This window comes from Tianweitania populi, from assembly GCF_014652875.1.
Taxonomy (GTDB): domain Bacteria; phylum Pseudomonadota; class Alphaproteobacteria; order Rhizobiales; family Rhizobiaceae; genus Tianweitania; species Tianweitania populi.
In genome coordinates this window covers 638,864-658,623 of sequence record NZ_BMZQ01000001.1, presented here as the reverse complement: position 1 = coordinate 658,623, position 19,760 = coordinate 638,864, and the positions used below count along the sequence as shown (strand labels likewise).

The window sequence follows — 19,760 nt, the reverse complement described above, 5'->3', positions numbered from 1 at the left end:
CTCTTTGGACGCGACATGAACAGGGCTTTGCGCCTGATCCGCAGGCGGCTGATCGCCAGCATTCCGGTGCTGGCGATCGTTGTTCTAGGCACCTTTTTCCTGCTGGAAGCCGCGCCTGGAGACGCAGTGGATGCTTATGCAGCCTCGCTGGGCGGCGATGCCGGGCTCAACGCTGACTTGCGCGCGCAGTGGGGCCTTGACCAATCGATATGGGCGCGGCTCGGCGCTTACCTTTATGCCCTGGCCCATCTCGACCTTGGCCGCTCGGTGATCTTCTCGCGTCCCAATCTCGAAGTGATCCTCGAGCGCCTGCCGAATACGCTGCTGTTGATGGGCTCAGCCACTGCTTTGTCCTTTGGACTCGGCTCGCTGCTGGGCATCTGGGCCGGAGCGAAACCGGGCAGTCTCCGCGATCGTGTGCTGTCAGTCGGTTCGCTTGCCCTTTATGCCGTACCGGGCTTCTGGCTCGGCCTCGTGCTGATCGTGATCTTTTCGGTGCAGCTGCGCTGGCTGCCACTCAGCGGAATCGAGACGATCGCCTCCGGCAAACAGGGTCTCGCCCGCGCCGGAGACATCGCCGTTCACCTGATCCTGCCGGTCGGAGCGCTGGGCCTGATCTATCTTGCCCTTTATCTGCGCATGATGCGGGCCGGCATGACTGAGGCCTGGCGAACCGACTATGTGCTTGCGGGTCGCGCTCGGGGCATTCCACGCCAACGCATCGTTTTGCGCCACGTAGCGCGAAACGCTTTGACGCCATTGGTCACCATGCTCGGCGTGCAATCGGCAGCGATGCTCGGCGGCAGTGTCGTCATTGAGAGCGTGTTCTCCATCCCCGGCCTCGGGCGTCTGGCGCAGGAGGCGGTCGCGGGACGCGATACGCCGCTTCTTCTCGGCATTATCCTGATCAGCGCGGTGGTCGTGATTCTCATCAACCTGATCGTCGACTTGGCCTACGCCTTGCTCGATCCGCGTGTCGGTGCAAGCGAAGGGCAATCATGACGCTGCTCCGCACGCCCACAGCCCTGCTCGGCTTCGCAATTCTGTTTGCGCTGGCGCTTGTCGCCCTGCTGGCGCCGCTGCTCTTTCCTGCAGATCCGCTTTCGATAGCCGGACCTGCCTTGTTGCGGCCCTTCCAGGATGCCAGCCTGCCGCTTGGAACAGATCGGCTCGGCCGCGACGTCCTGGCCGAACTCGTGCACGGCGCACGGACATCGCTGCTGGTTGGCCTTGCCGCTGCCGCAACTTCGATTATCATCGGGTCCGTGGTCGGCACACTCGCCGGCTTCCTGGGCGGCATCCTCGATGAAGTCCTGATGCGCGTCACCGACGCCTTCCAGACCGTACCCGGCTTTCTGCTTGCGCTTGCCTTCGTCAGCGTCGTGGGACCGTCGCTGCCAGTCGTCGTGTTCGCGATTGCACTTGGCGCATGGACCGGACCAGCGCGCGTGGCGCGCGCGGAAGTGCTTTCGATACGCGAGCGAGATTATGTTGCCGGTGCGCGCGCCATCGGCATGCACCCTCTGAAGATCGCTTTTCGCGAGGTGTTGCCTAACGCCTTACCGCCTGTTCTCGCACTGTCTTCAGTCATCGTCGCGGCTGCGGTTCTTACCGAAGCCGCCCTTTCCTTCCTCGGCCTGGGCGATCCAAATCGCATCACCTGGGGCGGCATGATTGCGGAAGGCCGGACGATCCTGCGATTCGCTCCTTACCTGTCGATCATCCCCGGCATCGCGCTCGTGCTCACCGTGCTCGGCGTTTATCTGGCCGGTGAAGGCGTCGTCGAGGCCAGTGCAGCACGGAAGGTGCGCGCATGACCGTGCTTGCTCGCCTCCAGGGTTTCGGCGTCAGCTATTCGCGCAAGCGACACGCAACGACAGCTTTGGCCAACATCGATCTGGATCTTTTCGCTGGAGAGAAGCTCGCCATCATTGGGGAAAGCGGGTCCGGCAAGAGCACCCTTGCCATGGCACTTGCGGGACTTCTAGCACCCGAAGCACAGCAGCAAGGCACGATCGAGTGGCCGGGCTACTCCGATCAGCCGCAACCCGGCCGCGATATTGGCTTCGTTTTCCAGGACCCTGGCGGCAGTCTCAATCCCGTTATGACCGTTGGCAGCACAATCGCGGAAGTGGCTCGGGTCAATCTAGGTTTAGACCGAGCTTCCGCCTCGCAATCAGCGCATGATCTCATTGCACGGGTACGTCTCCCCGACCCCGAACGCATCGCGCACTCTTACCCGCATCAGCTATCCGGCGGACAGCGCCAGCGCGTGGCTATCGCAGCAGCCATTGCCGGACGCCCATCGCTTCTGATTGCCGACGAAGCGACCAGCGCGCTCGACACGATCGTTCAAGCCGAGATCGTTGCGCTTATTCGCTCGCTTGTGGAGGCTGACGGGATGACGCTTGTTTTCATCAGCCACGACATCGCACTGGCTGCTTCACTGGCTGACCGCATTGCCGTCTTCCGTTCAGGGCGGCTTGTAGAATGCGGCGACACTCGAACGATCATCCAGCAGCAGGAAGACGCTTACACGCGGCAACTGCTCGATGCCCATCTGGCGGTGGAGGCCTGATGCCGCTGCTTGCAGTCTCCGGCCTGACGAAACGCTATCGTCGTGGCGACACCCTTGTTTCGGCCGCCGATGACGTCAGCTTCACCATTGAGCCCGCTGAAACGCTTGCGCTGGTGGGTCCATCCGGCAGCGGCAAGTCAACGATCGCGCGTTTGGTGACGCGTCTGATCGAGCCGGACGCAGGCACGATCCTGTTGGAAGGAACGAACCTGCGCGCGCTCAAGCCCTCCGCTTTGCGCGCCATGCGCGGCCGCCTGCAGATCGTTTTTCAGGATCCGCTTGCCGCGCTCAACCCGCGCGCCACGGTCGGGCGCGTGATCGAGGATCCGCTGAAGATCCACACACGCTTCAGCCGCGGCGAACGGCGCTCGCGTGTCGCAAGCCTGCTGGAGCGCGTGCGCCTCGATCCCGCCCTCGCCTCTCGGCCCATCCACGAAATCTCCGGCGGGCAGCGGCAAAGGGTGGCGATCGCAAGGGCTCTCGCAAGTTCTCCAACTCTGATCGTCCTGGATGAAGCCGTTTCCGCACTCGACGTTTCCGTGCGCGCCGAGATCCTGCAGCTGCTGAAGCGCATCCAGCGCGAAACGCGTGTCGCCTACTTCTTCATCACGCATGATCTCGGCGTCGTGCGCGCCATGGCGGATCGCGTCGCAGTTCTAGACGGCGGTCGTATCGTGGAAACCGGCCTCGCCTCAGAAGTCGTCAGCAACCCGCAATCCGAAATCGGAAAGGCGCTCGTCGCAGCGGCGCCGCGCCTGCCGCGCAGCTGAACCGTCGAGAAGAAAGAAAAACAGGTGCAGCACAGACGGGTTAGAGGCTCGTCTACCAATACGTTGATGTCAGAACGGGAAATCGGAAAAATCGCCCTGTTCCCCAGTACCGTCGTGTCCGATTGACATGCGCTGCACCTGCAAGGCCTTAATGCGCGACCACCTCCCCGGTTCCCACTCATCAAGCGCGATGTGCTGCCAGCGAGCATCCGGTTGCCGCCTCGGCGAAACATGCTAGATCACAACATCTGTTCCATGTGTTTGGTGAAAGAAGCAGCGCGATGACGTTTCCAGACCGCTTACGCGCCGGCTACGACTCCTTCTTGCAAGGGCGCTTCGTCGGCGAGCAATCCCGCTACCAGTCGCTGGCTGAAGCCGGACAGAAGCCGGAAATCCTGATGTTCGGTTGCATCGATTCGCGCGTGTCGCCAGAGGTCATCTTCGACGCCGCGCCCGGCGAAATGCTGGTTGTGCGCAACGTCGCCAATATCGTGCCACCTTATGAGCCGGACCGCGAGTTCCAGCATGGCACCAGTGCCGCGCTCGAGTTCGGCGTGCAGGCACTGAGGGTCAAGCATATCGTCGTCCTCGGCCATGCCAGCTGCGGCGGCATTCGCGCCTTCGCCGACGAGCAGGAACCGCTATCGCCGGGCGACTTCATCGGCCGCTGGATGTCGCAGATCCAGCCGGCTGCCGAAAGCCTGGAGCCCCGCGACCATTCCGACCCGGACTATCTACGGCGTCTTGAACTCGCGGCGGTTGAACTCAGCCTGCGTAACCTGATGACCTTTCCTTGCGTGCGCATCCTCGTTGAGCGCGGCAAATTGCAGATCCACGGTGCCTATTTCGCCGTCGCAACCGGCCGCCTCCTGATCCGCGACTCGGAAACAGGCGAGTTCAAGCCAGCGGCCGAAGGCAATGCCCTGAACAGCCTAGACGCAGCAGAATAGCCTTCCCAAGGCTGGATGGCTGCTGCGGCGCGCAAGACGCCCGGCTTCAGCTAAGTCCGTAGCGCTGGGGCACCATCCGGCCAGGCCACAAGCGAGCGCCCACTCGTGAGATCAGACACAAGGTCAGAGATGAGCCCGACTGCGCCCTTCTCGACCGAGATCGCCATCCGAGCACCGTCTTCTGCGAAGGCCTGGTTCAGCGCTTGCACCTGCGGGAGCGCGCTCAATCTCGCATGAAGAAGCGGCGCATCACTGAACATGCAGGTGAAGGTCCCAGATACAGTCTCGACGAACGGCACCGTTTCCGCTTCGCGCAAACAGATGGCGGCTATCCCGCCGTAAGCGCGCATCAGACCGCCGCTTCCAAGAAGAATGCCGCCGAACCAACGCGTAACAACGATCGCAACGCGATCGATCGCCTGCCCATCCAGTGCTTGCAGAATCGGCTTTCCAGCCGTGCCGCTCGATTCACCGTCATCATTGAAACGATAGGCCTGACCCACGCGCCATGCCCAGCAGTTGTGGTTGGCGGACGGGTCTGAATGCGCCGCAATGAACGCACGCGCTTCGGCTTCATTGGCAACCGAACCCGCAGTGGCCACGAAGCGGCTCTTCTTCACGATCTGCTCGCGCATGATGGTCTTGAGGATCAAACGCGTCGCCATGCGAGCCTGCCAAATCTATACTAAGAGCGAATAGACTATTTCCTTCTGCTGGTAGCGTTGCCAACCCGCTCGGGCGAGCAGGATAGAGCGTCCAGGCATCAGGAGAATTGTGTCTGTGCTGATAAAGCTTGGCGCACCCGAGAGGATTCGAACCTCTGACCTCTGCCTTCGGAGGGCGAGCCGATGGAGCTTTCGCGAAATCGCACAAAGTTTCCACCCTTATCTAAAGTCAGCCGGACCAATGGGTTAGCCGTTTATCTTCATTCCCAGCGGTTTCTGACGTCTTCTCACGTTTCCGATTTCGTGGTGAGTATGTGGTGAGTAGGAACCCACCGCATGCCGAAACTCACCAAGTCCATCGTCGACAAAAGCCAGCCACAAGACCGCCAATACACCGTCTGGTGTTCAGAGCAAAAGGGGTTTGGCGTCTCGATCAACCCCGGCGGCTCAAAGACCTACATGGTCGATTACCGCACGGCCGACGGCAACCGGCGGCGGATGACGATCGGCAAGCATGGCGCAATCACCGCAGACGAGGCGCGCAAGCTCGCGATCCAGACGCTGGGCGGTATCGTGCTGCAAAAGCAAGATCCTCTCCTAGAGCGCCGCACGCGCCGCAGTTCATTGACCGTGGCCGATCTGTGCGACGACTACCTCAAGGCTGCCGAGGCTGGCCTGGTGCTCGGCAAGGGCCGCAAGCCGAAGAAGGCCACCACCCTCTACATCGACCGCGGCCGGATCGAAGGGCATATCAAGCCCCTGCTCGGCAAGAAGCTGGTGATCGATCTGACGCGCGCCGACGTCACCCGGTTCATTCGCGACGTGTCATCAGGCAAGACCGCCAAGGTTGCGAAAACTGATCGCCTGCGGGGCAAGTCCGTCGTCGAGGGTGGCGCCGGCACCGCAGCTCGCACAGCTGGTCTTCTCGGCGGCATCCTCACCTTTGCGGTGTCCGAGGGTGTCATCCCGGCCAACCCCGTGCATGGTGTGGCCCGCCCCGCCGACGGCTCCCGTGATCGCCGCCTGACCGCTGACGAGTTCCGTGCCCTGGGAAAGGCGCTGGACGCGTCCGACGATGAGCCGTGGCAGGTGACAGCGGCGATATGGCTGCTGGCGCTCACGGGCTGCCGCAGAGGCGAAATAGCATCATTGCGATGGTCGGAGGTGGATACGGCCGGTAACGCCTTGCGCCTGGGAGACACCAAGACCGGTGCATCAACCCGTCCGCTGCCGTCTGACGCCGTGACCGTGCTGGACGGCCTCACCAGGGTCAAGGACGCGGTTCATGTGCTGCCGGGCACCAGAGACCCCAGCAAGCCATTCGGCGCTCTACAGGCGGGCATAGAGCGGGTGATGAAACGCGCGAAGCTGGAAGGTGTCACCGCTCACACGCTGCGCCACAGCTTCGCGTCTGTCGCGGCCGATCTGGATTATTCCGATAGCACGATCGGCGCGATGCTCGGGCATGCCGGCGGCACGATCACCAGCAAGTATGTTCACCGGCTCGACAGCGTGCTTGTGGCAGCCGCCAACAAGGTGGCTGGCGAGGTTTACCGGCAGATGACGGGCAAAGAGGCGAAGGTGGTGGAGCTCAGGCCTGCGTGAACCTCTATTCTGCCCGCGTTCCAAGCAACCTCACGGTAGTTACAATTCGGTTTACCTGCTCAGGAGCTATGCCGGACTGTTCAGCAAACTCCCGCACCACAAATTCTAGATGATGCCGTAGGGTCGCAACCTCGGCTTGCAACGCAGCGATCGTCTCATCTGACATTTGTGCCTGCGCGTTTGGGGGCGCTCGGAGACATGTCTCGAGCATATCGACAATTTCTGAGTTCATACTCCGATCGCGTTCAGATGCTCGCGCCTTGAGCTGATCGCGCATGCCGTTTGGAAGTCGGACCACAAACTGGTCGAACTCACTTACCTTTGCCCGCTTCGCCATTCGCCAATTCCGTCTCCAATGATCTCATTTGTGCGATTATGATCTTGACTTGAACACCATTTCCTCACCTTATCCAATAATCGCATTTGTGCGACTACGTTTGATGAGGATGGTTACCTAATGATGAAGCAGACCCCACGACTTCGTCGCTCGGAAGTGCCGGGCTACATGATGGAGAAACACGGGATCCCGGTCGCCGAGGCAACGCTCGCGAAAATGGCTACTGTCGGCGGAGGTCCGACCATGCAGTATGCGGGGCGCATCCCGCTCTACACTCCCGACGATCTGGACGCGTGGGCAGGCGAGCGGCTGTCAAAGCCGGTGCGCTCCACTGCCGCCCGTAAGGCGATTGAGGAGAACGCAAAATGACCGCGCTCTTCAAGAAGATTGTCATCAACATCCCAGACGCTGAATTTGCCGAGACGCAAATCTATGTCGCTAGCAACAGCGTGACGGAAAGCCAGATCATCAGCGGCAATGGCGACGGGGTCATCTGCTACTGCAATTTCGAGCAAGCGGCAGACATGATCGTTTCGGCGCTCAACGCTCAATTGGCCGCAGCGGAAACCCTCCGAACCATGTTCGGCGTGACCGACCTGGCAAGCTTGGTTCAGGCTACTGCGCTGGCCGGCCAGAGCCCAGAGGGCAGCGCTTGAGCGGCCTCGAACCCCCGCCGGTGGGTGGCAGCACTGGTCTCTCACACGCGCACTGTAAAGCCGTTGACGAATGCGCGTTTTACCTGGTCGCAACGCGGCCGGAAGAGCGCCCATTCCCGCTGGTGATGGCGCTTGAGAAGATGTTCGGGCTGACCACGCTCGAGGTAATGGAAGCGAAGGCTATGGCGCAGCGCATGGCAGGTGAGATGTGAGCGCGCTGCCCAAGAAGAAGACGAAGATCGGTGGTCAGTTCGTCGCCCACTTGCGAGAGATGCGAAACTCTCTCGCCTGGTGGATGCTTACCGGAAACGACAAGCTCGTGCTGGAAGCGATGGAAGACGAGCACCTAGCCCACGCATCGACGCAGAACGGAAAGCTGGCCGTCACTTATGATGCCATCGCCGCGCGCGGCGCGAGACGGCAATCAATTGCGAAGGCAATTGCTCGAGTCGAAGCCTTGGGCTTTGTCGAGTGCACCCACCGCGGGCGAGCCGCGCAGGCAGAGTACCGATTTCCCGCCACCTACCGACTAACGTACGTCACCGGCAACCTTGATGGGACCCACGAGTGGCGAAGGATCACCAGCCAAGCCCATGGAGAGGCGAGGATCGCGGCGGCAATGCAAGAGCTCGAAGAGCGAAGCCGACCGCTTCGCCAGCGCCTTCAGAGAGCTCGTGTGGCGAACGCTCCTGTAGCCGAAGAAAGGAGGAAGGCAAATGCAAATCGCCAGTGACGTTTTTGCTCAATTGCAGGTGCGATTCTGCACCCAGAATCGACTTTCTTCCGGGTGCATTTCCGCACCTAATAGGGCCGGGTGCACTTCTGCACCTATCTTCTATATCTCGGGAGGGGTGCTCAAATGAACACTGCCGAGAACGACCTACCGCTCTTCGCCTGGTCACCACCATCAGCCACCATGATCCCGTTCCCAGCATCAAAGCGCGTAGGCAAGATCCGTCGCGTAGCGGAGATGATGCGGCAGCGGCAGGGGAAGGAGAAGGCACTGGTCGCGTACTGGTCGCGAGTCATCGACGATATGACGAGTCAGTTAGATCGCGCTGGCTTCCGGCCGGAGACCATCGCCAAGGAGCTCTTCGACTTCGAAGCGTCGGTTAACGCAGAGATGGCGCGCCTCTCGCTGCTCGACCGCTACAGGACACGCCCATGATGGAGGAACCAGAAGGACTGCGCCATTTCCGAACGGTGTGGGAGACGTTCCGCGATACACCCGACCGCGACCTGATCATCACCACCGTGAAGATGGGTGACGAGCAGCTCATGCTAAACCATGCGCTAAGCAAGCTCTGGAATGACACCAGCTATCTGCCCAACGCGCTGCGAGACGAGATCATCGCAGAGCTTGCTGAAGGACGAACGGTGTCTCAAGTGATCGACGGCAGGCGATGGGAAGGCAACAGCCGAGCTTACTGGAAAGAGCGCGTTCACCGGGTCAGTCAGGCCGCGCGTGCACTCTGCCCTCTCATCGCGCGTCGGATGGTCAATCCACGGCCTGCCACCCCCCCACGGTAGGGTCCTTCTGCCCCGGTCGCCCTTACCGCGGGTCGGGGGCAGACTTGCAGTATTCGAGCGTTTTTGGCGCTTTTATTTCTCGGATTCGGATTCGTTTTGAAAGGCGATGAGACATGGACGTGCTGGCCTGGGAGACCTCGACAGAGGAAATGGCAAAGGTACTCGGCATTCACCCACGCACCCTGCAGAAGCTGCAGAAGGAGAACTGGATAGAAGGGAAGGTCGGACACGATCGATGGAACGTCGCTAAGACGACCCGGTACTACCTCAATCACGTCGATCTGACGCGGATCATGGGTAAGCCAAGTCAGACGTGAGCTTCACACAAGGAAGAAGAGAGCAAGATCACGGTTGCATGTTGCTCTCCTCTTTCTTGGATGTCGTCTTGCGCTCGCAAAAACCCCTCTGGATCACTTGGCTACTTATTCCTTTGGCCGTCATTGTAGCGTTTGGCCTCCTAAGCGATGGCAACGCTTACTTCTGCGGCGAACTCCAAGACGCTCCAGTCTGCACTCAACAATGGTTTTCTGCATTGTTTCCTGGGGTCGCTTTGCTGTTCGCCGGTTTCGGTGCTCTTCAAATCCGTGAGCAAATCAAGCAAGGGCAAGCCGCTGTAATCGCCAATCAACGCGATCAGTTAAGACACGAATTCGATACCTTAGGCGAAATGAGGAACGAGCTCTTAGATCAACAAAGAGAGGTAGAGAAGATTGAGAGTCTTCCCGCAGACTCGTTTTTCGGGAATCCACATGAATTAATTGATCTGCAGTTCTTGCTCGATGGCTTCGTCGAATGGATAGACGACCATCGCAGAGAACCATACCTGCGCCCGTATAGAGATTCTATGGCCGCCGTGCGCGTGAAGGCATCTGTGCGGTCCGAGATTTATCGTCTGGCAACAAAATACAGCCTAGACAATTCTTATGACGTCTCCCGTATGGTTCGTCTTCGTTGGCGAACAATACGGAACACCATCAAAGCGATGGATAATTTAAGAGGTGCTATCGACCGCATAGCTATAGCGGCGTCTAACGAGTCAGCAAGTCTTGCAGATCCGAAGCGAATGGCGCTTCATCCGATGGGGCTACCCCCTTCAGAGCGCTACCTGTCACGCTGGTTCCGGGTGTCGGAAAAACTTTCAGCACAGGCAGAGGACGACCCATGGAAGAATTCTGGGAGGTAGTCAAAGGCATAGGCGCCGTTGTTGGCTTGCTAACTGGCGCCTTCGTCGTCTGGGACCGATCGATGCGACACTACCCGTTCGCGGTCGTCACTGCACGGCCAATGATACCTAATGGGATGAACTACCACGCACTGCTCTTCATCGAAAACCCCAGCCCCCGCCCGATCATTCTGGAATGGAAGAACGGTGCGGGTCCTGGACAGCTTAGGGTTGCCGTAGACAACTCAGCCAGGGGCATAATCAAATCGATACTGGAGGGACGATCGACGCTTGTACTTGATCAGAAGTCCACCGTCGAACTCGTGTTGTTGAAGCCGAGCGACTACGCGGAACTACCAGCTGATCAGACCGTCACCTATGAAATCGGCTGGCAGTATGCTCAGCCTTCTCTCTACAAGCCTAAGCGGCACCTCCGCGGCGGCATCGCAAAGCGCGATCTACAGACCCTACTTCGCGAAAATCTAGAGGGCTATACCCAAAGCCCAACGGACTACGAAGGCGATGACCAAGATTAGTTATCGCCGTAGGGCTTCAGCCGTCCGTAAACTATCTGAGATGACCGGGTGAGGCGATATTCAAGTTTTCGCAGGGCGCCTTCCAAACCTGGTTCTCCGCCCCCATGGATCGTGATCGGCGCATGGATGTTCACGGTCACCCCTGCTAAAGCGTGGTTCGGCGTGATGTGTCCCGATCGTCCAGGCGTAAGAACCTCGGGGCCATCCTCACCGACCACGTAAGCTTTGCCGGATTGAACCGGTCCGCCGGCTGCACGAGGACCGCCGAAGGGCAGGCTATTTCCGGCCGATGAGGTAGAAGGCGGCGTTGCACTCACGCGGCCCCCGCTCAAAGCGGCCGCAACCTGCCTGGCGAAACCAAGCGCGGCTTGCAGCCGGCTGGTATCAACGTCCGGGTGCCCGGTGACCGAGAGCAACTGCTGGATCTCGGCAGCGATGGCAGCCGCTTCGGCTTCCGCCTTATCGCCGCCACGCTGCAAGGTCTGCTGATAGCGCATCATGGCTTCCTCCGCCGCGCGAGGCCAGCCGAGGGTGATTTGCGACAGCTGATCGCGGCCGGTTGAGACCGCCTTGTCCTGCTGTGCCACCTCTGGCGGCTTTCGTTGGGCTTGCAGAGCCTTCGCGACGCCGGCCTCCTTAGCAGCGTCGAGCCGGCCTGATGAAAGCAGGGGAGCCATATACAAGCCCGCGGTGCCAAGCCTGCCCAGAGCGCCGCGAGCTGCACCGGCTGCAGCTGCGCCGCCGGCCGCCGCACTTCCCACACCACCACCAGCGCCACCTAAGAGTCTGCCGACGATCCGCCCCGTCGCGCCCATTGCTGCAAGGCCGCCAAGGGCGCCGCCTGCCGTTACCACTGCCGCCGTAAGCTGGCGGGTACCCTGATCCAGGTTCGTGAATCCGGTCAAAACGGAGTCGATCGTCCGGATGACCGGCCTGGTTGCAAATTCGAAATCCTGGCTCACTTTTAGCAGAGCGTTTTCCCAGGCACCTGTCATGCGGGTGAAATCGCCATAGACGCCCTTGTTCGCCTCAGTGCCGATGCGCGCTGCCTCGCCCTGTGGGACATTTTGCATGGTCTGCAGCAGTTGCTCGAACAGCGGGAACTGCTGCGCGATCATGTTGGCGCGGCTGCCCTGCTTGTCGGTGAAATACGCGTTGAGCTTGGCCAGAGAGGTATCTGGATTTGACATGATGGCGCGGAACAGGCCGACCACGTCGACGCTCTCCACCGACATTTTGTGGTAGTCTCCTAGTGCCTTCGACAAAGCCTTGGCGTCTGCGCCCGACATCTTCTCGCCGAACAGGGGGGTAAGTACGTCGCTCAAACGTGCTACAAACTCGCCGCTGTCAGAGGCAACCGAACGGGTCTCGCCAGTGTCCGAGTCGGTGAACTCTTCCTGGTTGAGGATCTGGTTGATCTCCTCACGCATTTCAGGGGTGAGGCGAACACCGAATTCGTTCTTCATCATCTTGCCGATGCCGACGTCGTTCCACGAATCTGGCATGGTGGTGTAGTCGTTGTAGTCCAGGCCCATGGCGTAGAGCGCCTTGCGCCCCTTGTTGGTCGGCGCCACGAGCTTGGACGATGCTGATCGTGCAAAGACGCCGGCCTCGTCACCGCGAACGCCGGAACGCTTCAGCAGCATCGCCATAGCTGACGAGTAAGCATCGGGCAGACCGGCACCCGTTGTCGAAGCACCGCCGTATTTCATGTACTGGCGAACGTCTTCGTCGTTCATGCCGCCGTTTTTCGCCATCCAAACAAGGGAGTCGACAAAGTCGCCGATCGCCTTCGCATCGGAAAGCTTGACGCGCTTGGAGAGAGCGGCACCGCGGACGGTCTCGGCTGCTTCCTCGAGCGTCACCTTCATAGCCAGCGCGTAGTTGGTGACCTTGTCGGTGAGATCCATGATCGTTTTCGGATCTCGGATGCCGCCTTGCAGGATGGACGTTTGTGCGCGCACCACATCGGTGTCGGAGAAACGAGTATCCTTGCCGATGGCATTGGCCTGCGCATTCAGCTGTGCGCGACCTTCGGGAGTAAAGCTGCCGAGAACAGCCTGATACTCTGCCTCCTGATTGAATTCGATCCCTATCGCGAAACTCCTTTCAGCTGCTCGCTTTGTGTAAGCGGCCGCAGCTCCGCCCCCCACGGCTGCCATAATATCCCGCGCACCGGATCCGCCACCGGGTGGAAGCCTGCGATGCTCTTGCTCGAGCCGCCGCATTTCCCGGATCGTCTTGGCAATTTCGTTGCGGGTCCTCTGCTGCGAGCTCGTGATCGCTGTGCGCCCGTTCAGGCTGTACTTCTTGAGCGCCGTTTCCGCCGATCGGGCAGCGGCCACCTGATCGCGGAATGTGCTGGTGAGGTTCTTCACCGATGACTGAGCGCTGCGCAGCTCGGCTTTCATCTTGGCCGTTGGCTTTGCCACTCCTGCCATGCCTTGCTCGAGCTGCCGCAGGTGAGACTTGCCAGCCCGGATCTCCTGCCAAAGCTCCTTCAGTCCACGACGCGCGTCTGTGAATTTCTCAAGCGCACCAGCCTTCCCCTTCAGGTGCTCCATCTGCTTGACCAGGCGCTGCATGCCGGGCGCGCCGGACTTGCCCATCGCCTTGATGACGCCGTCCAGTCCGCGGAGCGAACCTGATGCGCTTTTCGCAGGACCCGACATGAGGTCTTCAAGCTGCAAGCGGAGGGTGGCCGTGTTTGTCTTGGAAGCCATTTTTGGTGACCTTTTCACTGTTCAGATTTTGAACTATGAATCGCTTTCACAGCGAAAGAGGTCAAGGCATGAACGTTCACCAGGTTATCGAGCTATCTGGCCTGTCCCGCGCGCAAATCGATCTTCTGATCAGCCGACACGGGTATACACCGCAGGGCAATGTCGTGGGTCGAGGACGCCAGTACGCTCCAGTGGACGCCTTCACGCTGAAGCTGATCGCCGTCCTGCTTGAACATGGCTTCTCGAACGACCACGCCGTTCAAGCCACGAGCTTCCCTGTTCTGCAGGACAGCTTAGGACCGGCTGAGCTTTACCCGCTTAGGGAACAACGCGAGGCGGAAGGCCAGCGCTCGTTTTTCGTCATCTCCGCCGACGCGCGAGAACACGACTTCGTCAATGAAGCGCGCCTGATGCGAATGTTCCGAGATGGCCGTGTCAGTTGGTTGGTGGTGGACGTCGCAGCCATCGCTAAGCAGATCGACCACGCCGATGCCTGAAGCCGCCGAACGAACCCTCCGATCACTGCAGGGCCGAACGTCGACCCTCAATGAAGCTGAACGGACTGTGGAAGTGATCTGGTCCACGGGCGCGCCGGTGAAGCGGTACGACTACACCGAAGGGTTCTACATGGAGGAGTTGGCGGTCGAGCCGGAGGCAATCCGTCTTGATCGCTTTGTTGCCGGCATGTCCCTGCTGGATAGCCACGACAGCTATTCGATGGACGCGCGGCTGGGCACTGTGGTGGTCGACAGCGTGCGCATCGCAGCTGGAAAAGCTTACGCGACTATCAAGCTGTCTCGAAAAGCGCGCGGAGAGGAACTGCTTCGCGATCTAGTCGACGGCCATGCTGTGCAGATCAGCGTTGGCTACAAAGTCCACCGCTTTGAGAAGACCGAAGGCAGCGACGGCAAGCTGCCGACCTTCCGCGCCACCGACTGGGAGCCTTTGGAGCTTTCAGCTGTCACCATACCGGCCGACGCCGGTGCATTTTCCCGAACACATCAAGAGGCCAGCATGCCGCAATCTGAAATCATTGAACGCGGTGGGGAGCCGCAAAGCCGCAACGCAACCCGCGCCGAGCGCCGCCGTGTCACCGAAATTCAGGACCTCGCAGAGCGCGGCCGGCTGGACGAAGATTTTGTACGACAGCACATCGAGGCTGGTTCAACTATCGACCAGGTGCGCACGGCAGTCTTCGAGCGGATCGTCGAGCGTCAGGAGCAGAGCCCAACATTCCCACATGCGCAGATGCACACTGATCGCAGCCGTGGAGACGAGATTGCAGCTCGCGAGGATGCGTTGTTTGCTCGCTTGACTGGTACGGCGCCGTCCGAGCGTGCTCGTCAATTCATGGGCGACCGTCTGGAAGACCACGCCCGTGGTCTTCTCGAGGTTGGTGGTGTCAACACGCGTGGCATGTCTCGGGAAGACGTCTTCCTTTCTGGCCGGCGTGGCTACGGGGCACATACTACCTCTGACTTCCCACTGCTGCTGCAAGGCGCGGGGCGTCGTGTTCTAGTGGCGTCGTATGAGGCGGCACAATCACCGATCAAGTCGACGCTGGCGCGGGCGTCTACGGCGCCAGACTTCCGGCCCACGTCGCGGCTCCGTGTTTCCAACATCGGCCCGTTGAAGAAGATCCACGAAAGCGGCGAAATCACCAACACCACTCGTGGTGAAGTGGCTGAAGGCTATCGCCTTGAGCAGTTCGGCCGCATTTTCAGCCTGAGCCGCCCCGCGCTGATCAACGACGATCTGAACGCTTTTGGTGACTGGGCAGTGCAGGCCGGCATTGCCGCTGCAGAGACGGAGAACCTGCTGTTGTTTGAGCTGCTGACAGAAAACGAAGGTACCGGTCCGAAAATGGGCGAGGACGGCAAGCGTCTCTTCCATGCGGATCACGGCAACCTTGCTGCGTCTGGAACCCCGTTGGACTTCGTCAACATCAGCGCCGCCCGATTGGCCATGCGGACCCTTCGGGGTGTCGGAGGTCAAACCGGGATCAACATCACGCCTCAGTATCTCCTCGTTGGACCGGAACTTGAGACGCAGGCAGAGATGCTCACGGCAGCTGTCGCTGCGACGACCACCGACGAGGTAAATCCCTTCGCGGGCAAGTTTACGGTACTGGTGGAGCCCCAGATCGAAGACAAGAGCTGGTATCTGTTTGCATCGCCGCAGCGTGCTCCGGTGCTCGAATACAGCTATCTGGCTTCCGCTCCTGGTCCGCAGATCGCGAGCCAAGAGAATTTCCGGACGATGGATATCGAGATGCGGGCGAACCTGGACTTTGGCGCCGGTGCGCTCGACTGGCGCGGCGCGTATCGTAATCCAGGCATCAACTGAGTTTCCCCGCGCGTCACGCTTGGGAAAGGCGCTGGTGGCCGCATAGTAGCCACCCACAGCCCTTGGCTCCTTCTCCGAGGAGTGCAAGGCAGGCGCCAAGGTAGGGGTACTAGAGGCGCTATCGGGCGGCCTGGTTGCGAGCCGGGCCATGCTCTTCGCCCGACCCGACGGAGTCGTTACCGTCGGAGCCACGAAGAGCCCATTCTCTGGGAGATCCGCACGTGAGCCTGTTCGACCGTCTAGACCGCGTCACAAGCCGTACCGTTGACCGTGTGAACGCCGTCCAGTTCGTGCTCGAGCCAGCGGTGGGAACACCCAACGGCCGGCGCGCCTCGGATCCCGACAGGATAAGCGTCATCGCTCGAGGCGTGCTGGACAGCGAACCCGTGCACGCGCCAGTCGAGATCGCAAATCGGAACCGGACGGGCAATGACCTGCACAACCTGGTCAATGGCACCCAGCATGTTCTCAGCGTCGACGTGACCCGCTACCCAGACATCAAGCAGGTGCGCCAGGGCGATCGGATCCGTATGCAGGATGAATTATGGGAGGTGATTTCCCGCCGGCCGGACGGACTGACTCGGGTGGAGCTGATCCTGAATAAGCGCTAGTCCGGGCCTTCCGGAAGCGCATCCAGCCATGCCTTTGCATCTTCAGCTCGGATGATGGTGCGGCGGCCGACCTTCCGGATCTTCAGGCGCTTGTCCTTGATCTGGTCGTAGACCAGGTTGCGGCCGATGCCGAAGGCCTCGCAGAAGCCCTCGACGGAAAAGGCTGCTTTGCCAGCCACTACGAGCAGCGGAATCGTTTCAGACATCGGATACAGTGTCCCTATACGTTGCGTGTAGGGGATACGAAACGTATCGTCAGGGTATCCTCGGTGAGCTTAGCTCAAGGCATTTGCTGGGTCATCAAAAACCGTCCGGTGAGTAAATGGTGAGTAGTACAACACTTACCCCTACCAAATACCCAGCTAAGCCCTTGATTAAATTGGCGCACCCGACAGGATTCGAACCTGTGACCTCTGCCTTCGGAGGGCAGCGCTCTATCCAGCTGAGCTACGGGTGCATGCCGGGCGCGGATCGCGCAGGTAGTGCATAACCGAAGGTGGCTCGGGCTTCAACGGCTATAGTGATGGAATGGCGCTAAATACCAGAGCCCCGTTTAGAGTTGATGCAGATCGAACAGGCTGCGCAATTCACCCGTAGCGCCGTCGCCGATCCCCATGTCGGTGACGCGTGGGCCAGGATTGCAGGCGAGGCTTGCGCCGACCAGCGCCTTGAAGGTGCGCACGGGCGGAAGCCAGTCTGCGACTCCAGCCGCAGCATCGCGCAGCTTCGTGAGCGCCTCGGCGGTCTCGGCAACCGGTGCGTCGGACAACAATCCGCAAACGGGAAGTGGAAGCAGCGCGATGACCTGGCCGTCTTTCGCCACCGCCATGCCGCCGCCGCATGCGATCAACGCGTTCGCGGCAACGGCCATATCGGCGGGATCGCGACCAAAGACGTTCAGGTTGTGGCTATCATGGGCAATCGTGGTGGCGATTGCGCCGGTCCAGGATCCCCACTCGTCCAGAACGCCGAGGCTCGGCTGGGCGCTGCGCTTGGCGTGGCGATGCACCACGGCCATGACGAGCTTGTCTTCGGGCAGATCAAGGACGCCGTTCACCACGGGCACCGTCAGCCGCTGCCATTCGGTGAAGCGAGGACGGTAAACGGTGTTGATCTCGACCGTGTCGCCAGTTTCTGCAGGCGCGTAGAGGGTGAAATCTTCGGCCGTCAGCGGGGCAAGCTTCACAGTATCGGTGAAGGCGGTGGTTGGCTCGCCGGGTGTTCCTGCCAGCAACTGGCCGTTGCGCGCGGCTTGCTTGCCTGACACGAAGACGCGCTGCACAGCAAAACTCTCAAGGTCCGCCAAAACCACGATGTCTGCTCGACGTCCCGCAGCGACGCGCCCCAGATCCTCGCGACCCAAGCGCATAGCGCCGTTCAGCGTGCCAGCGCGCAGTGCATCGATCGCCAGCATGCCGTGACCGACGAGCCGGCGGATGTGATCGATCATGCCGCCAACTTTAACGAGATCGTCTGGGAAGATGTCGTCCGTGCAAAGCGACAACGTTTGCGGCACATGCGGCAGGGTCTTGAGGGCTGCCACGACGCCCGGCAGCACATAATCATGCGAACCGCGCAGTTCCACGGTGAAGCCCGCACGCAGCTTTTCGAGCACGTCGTCGCCGGAAGTAATTTCGTGGTCGGACGCGATGCCGGCGGCAGCAAAACCTTGGAGATCAATGCCCTTCAGGTCACGCGCGTGGCCGCATACCAACTTGCCGGATGCCAGACCGGCATCCACGATGCCGCGCATCTTTCGCGAGCGGTCGAGCACGCCGCGCATGTCCATGACTTCCGCCACGCCGTGGATCGTCGGCCAGGCCAGCATCTCGGCCATCTCGGGCGCATTGAACTCGGCGCCCGCCATCTCTATGCCGGGCGCGGACGGCACGCAGGATGGTGCGAGCGTCAGCACGCGCAGCGGCAGATCGCTTGCGGCTTCCGTTGCCCAGCGCACGCCGTCGAGGCCTGCAACATTGCCAACTTCATGCGGGTCCCAGACGACGGTTGTCGTTCCCTGCGGCACCACCACTTCGGCATACCGGCGCGGTGTGCACATCGAGCTTTCGATATGCATGTGCATGTCGATGAGTCCCGGCGCGATGAAGGCGCCAGCGAGATCGATCACCTCGGCCGCGTCCGAGCGATTTCCGCGCGGATGAACTGAGGCGATCAATGGCCCGACAAGGCCGATATCGGCGTCGCGGATTTCTGAGGTTGCGACATCCACAAGCCGGCCATTGATCAACAAGATATCGAACGGCGCCCGGCCCGTTGCAGCATTCACGGCGCAATCGCGCAACTCCGGGGCATTGAGATCCTGCGGTTCGATGGAAGTTGCAGCCTGGGTCATCGGTTCTATCCTTCGGCAGCGTGTATAAGGGCTGCCTGCATCAGGGCACGGATGCGGGGCGCATCAGCCGTCGTCGCAATCAGCGCGTTAGGTTCGGCCTTGCGGGCACGCCATTCGATAACGGTCATGCCGCGCGTCAGCGTACCGTTCAACTCCGCATTGAGCCGAGCGTGCGCGAAGGTCACGCTCTCGGGATCAACCATCGCCGCAGCTGCGACGGGATCGTAGAGCGCCATCGGCCGACGGCCGTCATCGGCGATACGGACATAGCCTTCTAGCAAATCGGCGAGCAATTGAGCGCGTTCGGACAGTTGGTTGCGCAGCGGTGCGACATTGTCGAGCGTGACCTGCACTTGCCGGCAGCAATCCAACCCAACCATGGAAATCCTCACGCCAGCCTCAATGAGAACGGCGATGGCTTCAGGATCAACAGCGGCGTTGAATTCGGCAGCCGCGGTATGGTTGCCCGGACCGGCTGAACCCCCCATCCAGACGAGACGCAGATCGGGCAGGGTCAAGAGGTCGGGCCGCGACTGGGCGAGGCGCGCGAGGTTGGTTAGCGGGCCGATGGCAAGAATGTCACGCCCACCGCCTTCGATGAAGCGGGTTATGGCGCCGGTGGCGTCAGGCAAAGCGTTGCCTTCAGCCAACGGGAGCTTGCGGCCCCTGCCCGGCATGCCGTCGGAACCAAGAACATAGTCAGCGGTCTCGAGTCTGCCACTGAGAGGCTCTGCAGCGCCCAGGTGGATTGGAAAGTCCCAGCCAAACTCGGCGGCTGCCGCCAATGCATTGCGCTCGACCTGCGGCAGAACGACATTGCCGGCAATCAGCGACAGGCCGGCGACTGGACGCGACGCCGCTACCATCAGGATGGCGGCGAGATCGTCGAAGCCCATATCCGTGTCGATCCAGACGGGGCCAGCATTTGGCGACAAATG

General features: G+C 60.7%; 24 protein-coding genes and 1 tRNA gene. 18 read left to right on the top strand and 7 right to left on the bottom strand.

Annotated features, from left to right (window positions below; translation table 11 throughout):
* Positions 1-15 precede the first annotated feature (15 nt).
* The 5 genes from IE166_RS03260 (at position 16) to IE166_RS03240 (ending at position 4,298) form a co-directional block, all read left to right on the top strand.
* Entirely contained in the window at positions 16-1,002 is a 987-nt protein-coding gene (locus IE166_RS03260) for an ABC transporter permease (protein ID WP_189501575.1), read from the top strand.
* The gene (locus IE166_RS03255; RefSeq protein ID WP_189501574.1) at positions 999-1,817 is read left to right on the top strand and encodes an ABC transporter permease; all 819 of its coding nucleotides are present in this window, start codon (positions 999-1,001) and stop codon (positions 1,815-1,817) included. The genes IE166_RS03260 and IE166_RS03255 overlap by 4 nt, the downstream gene beginning before the upstream one ends.
* On the top strand, positions 1,814-2,578 hold the full coding sequence (locus IE166_RS03250) for an ATP-binding cassette domain-containing protein (RefSeq protein ID WP_189501573.1): 765 nt from the start codon (positions 1,814-1,816) through the stop codon (positions 2,576-2,578). The genes IE166_RS03255 and IE166_RS03250 overlap by 4 nt, the downstream gene beginning before the upstream one ends.
* The gene (locus IE166_RS03245) at positions 2,578-3,348 is read left to right on the top strand and encodes an ABC transporter ATP-binding protein (RefSeq protein ID WP_189501572.1); all 771 of its coding nucleotides are present in this window, start codon (positions 2,578-2,580) and stop codon (positions 3,346-3,348) included. The genes IE166_RS03250 and IE166_RS03245 overlap by 1 nt, the downstream gene beginning before the upstream one ends.
* 281 nt (positions 3,349-3,629) lie before the next feature.
* A complete protein-coding gene (locus IE166_RS03240) occupies positions 3,630-4,298 on the top strand; it encodes a carbonic anhydrase (RefSeq protein WP_189501571.1) in 669 nt (222 codons plus the stop codon).
* Positions 4,299-4,348: 50 nt separating this feature from the next.
* Here the strand turns inward: IE166_RS03240 and IE166_RS03235 are convergent, their stop codons facing one another.
* Positions 4,349-4,963, bottom strand: coding sequence for an IMPACT family protein (locus IE166_RS03235; protein ID WP_189501570.1), 615 nt, complete (start codon positions 4,961-4,963; stop codon positions 4,349-4,351).
* 336 nt (positions 4,964-5,299) lie between these two features.
* Here IE166_RS03235 and IE166_RS03230 point away from each other — a divergent pair, with 336 nt between their 5' ends.
* Positions 5,300-6,568, top strand: coding sequence for a tyrosine-type recombinase/integrase (locus tag IE166_RS03230; protein ID WP_189501569.1), 1,269 nt, complete (start codon positions 5,300-5,302; stop codon positions 6,566-6,568).
* Positions 6,569-6,572: 4 nt separating this feature from the next.
* Here the strand turns inward: IE166_RS03230 and IE166_RS20920 are convergent, their stop codons facing one another.
* Positions 6,573-6,905 carry an Arc family DNA-binding protein gene (locus IE166_RS20920; protein WP_189501568.1) on the bottom strand — a complete coding sequence of 111 codons (333 nt, stop codon included), beginning with the start codon at positions 6,903-6,905 and terminating at the stop codon, positions 6,573-6,575.
* 120 nt (positions 6,906-7,025) lie between these two features.
* Here IE166_RS20920 and IE166_RS03220 point away from each other — a divergent pair, with 120 nt between their 5' ends.
* From IE166_RS03220 to IE166_RS03180, 9 genes are all read left to right on the top strand, one after another.
* A complete protein-coding gene (locus IE166_RS03220) occupies positions 7,026-7,274 on the top strand; it encodes a hypothetical protein (RefSeq protein ID WP_189501567.1) in 249 nt (82 codons plus the stop codon).
* Entirely contained in the window at positions 7,271-7,561 is a 291-nt protein-coding gene (locus tag IE166_RS03215) for a hypothetical protein (RefSeq protein ID WP_189501566.1), read from the top strand. Before IE166_RS03220 ends, IE166_RS03215 begins: the two co-directional genes overlap by 4 nt.
* A complete protein-coding gene (locus IE166_RS03210) occupies positions 7,558-7,773 on the top strand; it encodes a hypothetical protein (protein ID WP_189501565.1) in 216 nt (71 codons plus the stop codon). The genes IE166_RS03215 and IE166_RS03210 overlap by 4 nt, the downstream gene beginning before the upstream one ends.
* The gene (locus tag IE166_RS03205) at positions 7,770-8,294 is read left to right on the top strand and encodes a hypothetical protein (protein ID WP_189501564.1); all 525 of its coding nucleotides are present in this window, start codon (positions 7,770-7,772) and stop codon (positions 8,292-8,294) included. Before IE166_RS03210 ends, IE166_RS03205 begins: the two co-directional genes overlap by 4 nt.
* Positions 8,295-8,420: 126 nt before the next feature.
* Positions 8,421-8,729, top strand: coding sequence for a DUF6074 family protein (locus IE166_RS03200; protein ID WP_189501563.1), 309 nt, complete (start codon positions 8,421-8,423; stop codon positions 8,727-8,729).
* Complete coding sequence (locus IE166_RS03195; RefSeq protein WP_189501562.1) at positions 8,726-9,091, top strand: hypothetical protein; 366 nt, start codon at positions 8,726-8,728, stop codon at positions 9,089-9,091. Before IE166_RS03200 ends, IE166_RS03195 begins: the two co-directional genes overlap by 4 nt.
* 113 nt (positions 9,092-9,204) lie before the next feature.
* Positions 9,205-9,408 carry a hypothetical protein gene (locus tag IE166_RS03190; protein WP_189501561.1) on the top strand — a complete coding sequence of 68 codons (204 nt, stop codon included), beginning with the start codon at positions 9,205-9,207 and terminating at the stop codon, positions 9,406-9,408.
* On the top strand, positions 9,405-10,274 hold the full coding sequence (locus IE166_RS03185; RefSeq protein WP_189501560.1) for a hypothetical protein: 870 nt from the start codon (positions 9,405-9,407) through the stop codon (positions 10,272-10,274). Before IE166_RS03190 ends, IE166_RS03185 begins: the two co-directional genes overlap by 4 nt.
* Complete coding sequence (locus IE166_RS03180) at positions 10,253-10,789, top strand: hypothetical protein (protein WP_189501559.1); 537 nt, start codon at positions 10,253-10,255, stop codon at positions 10,787-10,789. The genes IE166_RS03185 and IE166_RS03180 overlap by 22 nt, the downstream gene beginning before the upstream one ends.
* Here the strand turns inward: IE166_RS03180 and IE166_RS03175 are convergent.
* Positions 10,786-13,512, bottom strand: a complete 2,727-nt coding sequence (locus IE166_RS03175; protein WP_189501558.1) for a phage tail tape measure protein — start codon at positions 13,510-13,512, stop codon at positions 10,786-10,788. The genes IE166_RS03180 and IE166_RS03175 overlap by 4 nt on opposite strands.
* 68 nt (positions 13,513-13,580) lie before the next feature.
* Between IE166_RS03175 and IE166_RS03170 the strand changes: the two genes are divergently transcribed.
* The 3 genes from IE166_RS03170 to IE166_RS03160 all read left to right on the top strand — a co-directional run bounded on the left by IE166_RS03170 (position 13,581) and on the right by IE166_RS03160 (position 16,469).
* Entirely contained in the window at positions 13,581-14,009 is a 429-nt protein-coding gene (locus tag IE166_RS03170) for a MerR family transcriptional regulator (protein ID WP_189501557.1), read from the top strand.
* Entirely contained in the window at positions 14,002-15,858 is a 1,857-nt protein-coding gene (locus IE166_RS03165; RefSeq protein WP_189501556.1) for a prohead protease/major capsid protein fusion protein, read from the top strand. Before IE166_RS03170 ends, IE166_RS03165 begins: the two co-directional genes overlap by 8 nt.
* Before the next feature lie 221 nt (positions 15,859-16,079).
* Entirely contained in the window at positions 16,080-16,469 is a 390-nt protein-coding gene (locus IE166_RS03160; protein ID WP_189501555.1) for a hypothetical protein, read from the top strand.
* Here IE166_RS03160 and IE166_RS03155 read toward each other — a convergent pair.
* The 4 genes from IE166_RS03155 to IE166_RS03140 all read right to left on the bottom strand — a co-directional run bounded on the left by IE166_RS03155 (position 16,466) and on the right by IE166_RS03140 (position 19,757).
* Positions 16,466-16,675, bottom strand: a complete 210-nt coding sequence (locus IE166_RS03155; RefSeq protein ID WP_244641307.1) for a helix-turn-helix domain-containing protein — start codon at positions 16,673-16,675, stop codon at positions 16,466-16,468. The genes IE166_RS03160 and IE166_RS03155 overlap by 4 nt on opposite strands.
* Positions 16,676-16,849: 174 nt before the next feature.
* Positions 16,850-16,926, bottom strand: a tRNA-Arg gene (locus IE166_RS03150).
* Between the two features lie 96 nt (positions 16,927-17,022).
* On the bottom strand, positions 17,023-18,822 hold the full coding sequence (locus tag IE166_RS03145; protein ID WP_189501554.1) for an adenine deaminase: 1,800 nt from the start codon (positions 18,820-18,822) through the stop codon (positions 17,023-17,025).
* 5 nt (positions 18,823-18,827) lie between these two features.
* Complete coding sequence (locus IE166_RS03140) at positions 18,828-19,757, bottom strand: nucleoside hydrolase (RefSeq protein WP_280514853.1); 930 nt, start codon at positions 19,755-19,757, stop codon at positions 18,828-18,830.
* Positions 19,758-19,760: the final 3 nt, after the last annotated feature.

Bases quoted from the DNA above. Each gene is read 5' to 3' on its own strand.
- IE166_RS03255 (WP_189501574.1), top strand. From the start codon at position 999: ATGACGCTGCTCCGCACGCCCACAGCCCTGCTCGGCTTCGCAATTCTG.
- IE166_RS03220 (WP_189501567.1), top strand. From the start codon at position 7,026: ATGATGAAGCAGACCCCACGACTTCGTCGCTCGGAAGTGCCGGGCTAC.
- IE166_RS03145 (WP_189501554.1), bottom strand. From the start codon at position 18,822: ATGACCCAGGCTGCAACTTCCATCGAACCGCAGGATCTCAATGCCCCG.
- IE166_RS03215 (WP_189501566.1), top strand. From the start codon at position 7,271: ATGACCGCGCTCTTCAAGAAGATTGTCATCAACATCCCAGACGCTGAA.
- IE166_RS03200 (WP_189501563.1), top strand. From the start codon at position 8,421: ATGAACACTGCCGAGAACGACCTACCGCTCTTCGCCTGGTCACCACCA.
- IE166_RS03190 (WP_189501561.1), top strand. From the start codon at position 9,205: ATGGACGTGCTGGCCTGGGAGACCTCGACAGAGGAAATGGCAAAGGTA.
- IE166_RS03240 (WP_189501571.1), top strand. From the start codon at position 3,630: ATGACGTTTCCAGACCGCTTACGCGCCGGCTACGACTCCTTCTTGCAA.
- IE166_RS03175 (WP_189501558.1), bottom strand. From the start codon at position 13,512: ATGGCTTCCAAGACAAACACGGCCACCCTCCGCTTGCAGCTTGAAGAC.
- IE166_RS03170 (WP_189501557.1), top strand. From the start codon at position 13,581: ATGAACGTTCACCAGGTTATCGAGCTATCTGGCCTGTCCCGCGCGCAA.
- IE166_RS20920 (WP_189501568.1), bottom strand. From the start codon at position 6,905: ATGGCGAAGCGGGCAAAGGTAAGTGAGTTCGACCAGTTTGTGGTCCGA.
- IE166_RS03250 (WP_189501573.1), top strand. From the start codon at position 1,814: ATGACCGTGCTTGCTCGCCTCCAGGGTTTCGGCGTCAGCTATTCGCGC.
- IE166_RS03180 (WP_189501559.1), top strand. From the start codon at position 10,253: ATGGAAGAATTCTGGGAGGTAGTCAAAGGCATAGGCGCCGTTGTTGGC.
- IE166_RS03235 (WP_189501570.1), bottom strand. From the start codon at position 4,963: ATGGCGACGCGTTTGATCCTCAAGACCATCATGCGCGAGCAGATCGTG.
- IE166_RS03245 (WP_189501572.1), top strand. From the start codon at position 2,578: ATGCCGCTGCTTGCAGTCTCCGGCCTGACGAAACGCTATCGTCGTGGC.
- IE166_RS03195 (WP_189501562.1), top strand. From the start codon at position 8,726: ATGATGGAGGAACCAGAAGGACTGCGCCATTTCCGAACGGTGTGGGAG.
- IE166_RS03230 (WP_189501569.1), top strand. From the start codon at position 5,300: ATGCCGAAACTCACCAAGTCCATCGTCGACAAAAGCCAGCCACAAGAC.
- IE166_RS03260 (WP_189501575.1), top strand. From the start codon at position 16: ATGAACAGGGCTTTGCGCCTGATCCGCAGGCGGCTGATCGCCAGCATT.
- IE166_RS03155 (WP_244641307.1), bottom strand. From the start codon at position 16,675: ATGTCTGAAACGATTCCGCTGCTCGTAGTGGCTGGCAAAGCAGCCTTT.
- IE166_RS03165 (WP_189501556.1), top strand. From the start codon at position 14,002: ATGCCTGAAGCCGCCGAACGAACCCTCCGATCACTGCAGGGCCGAACG.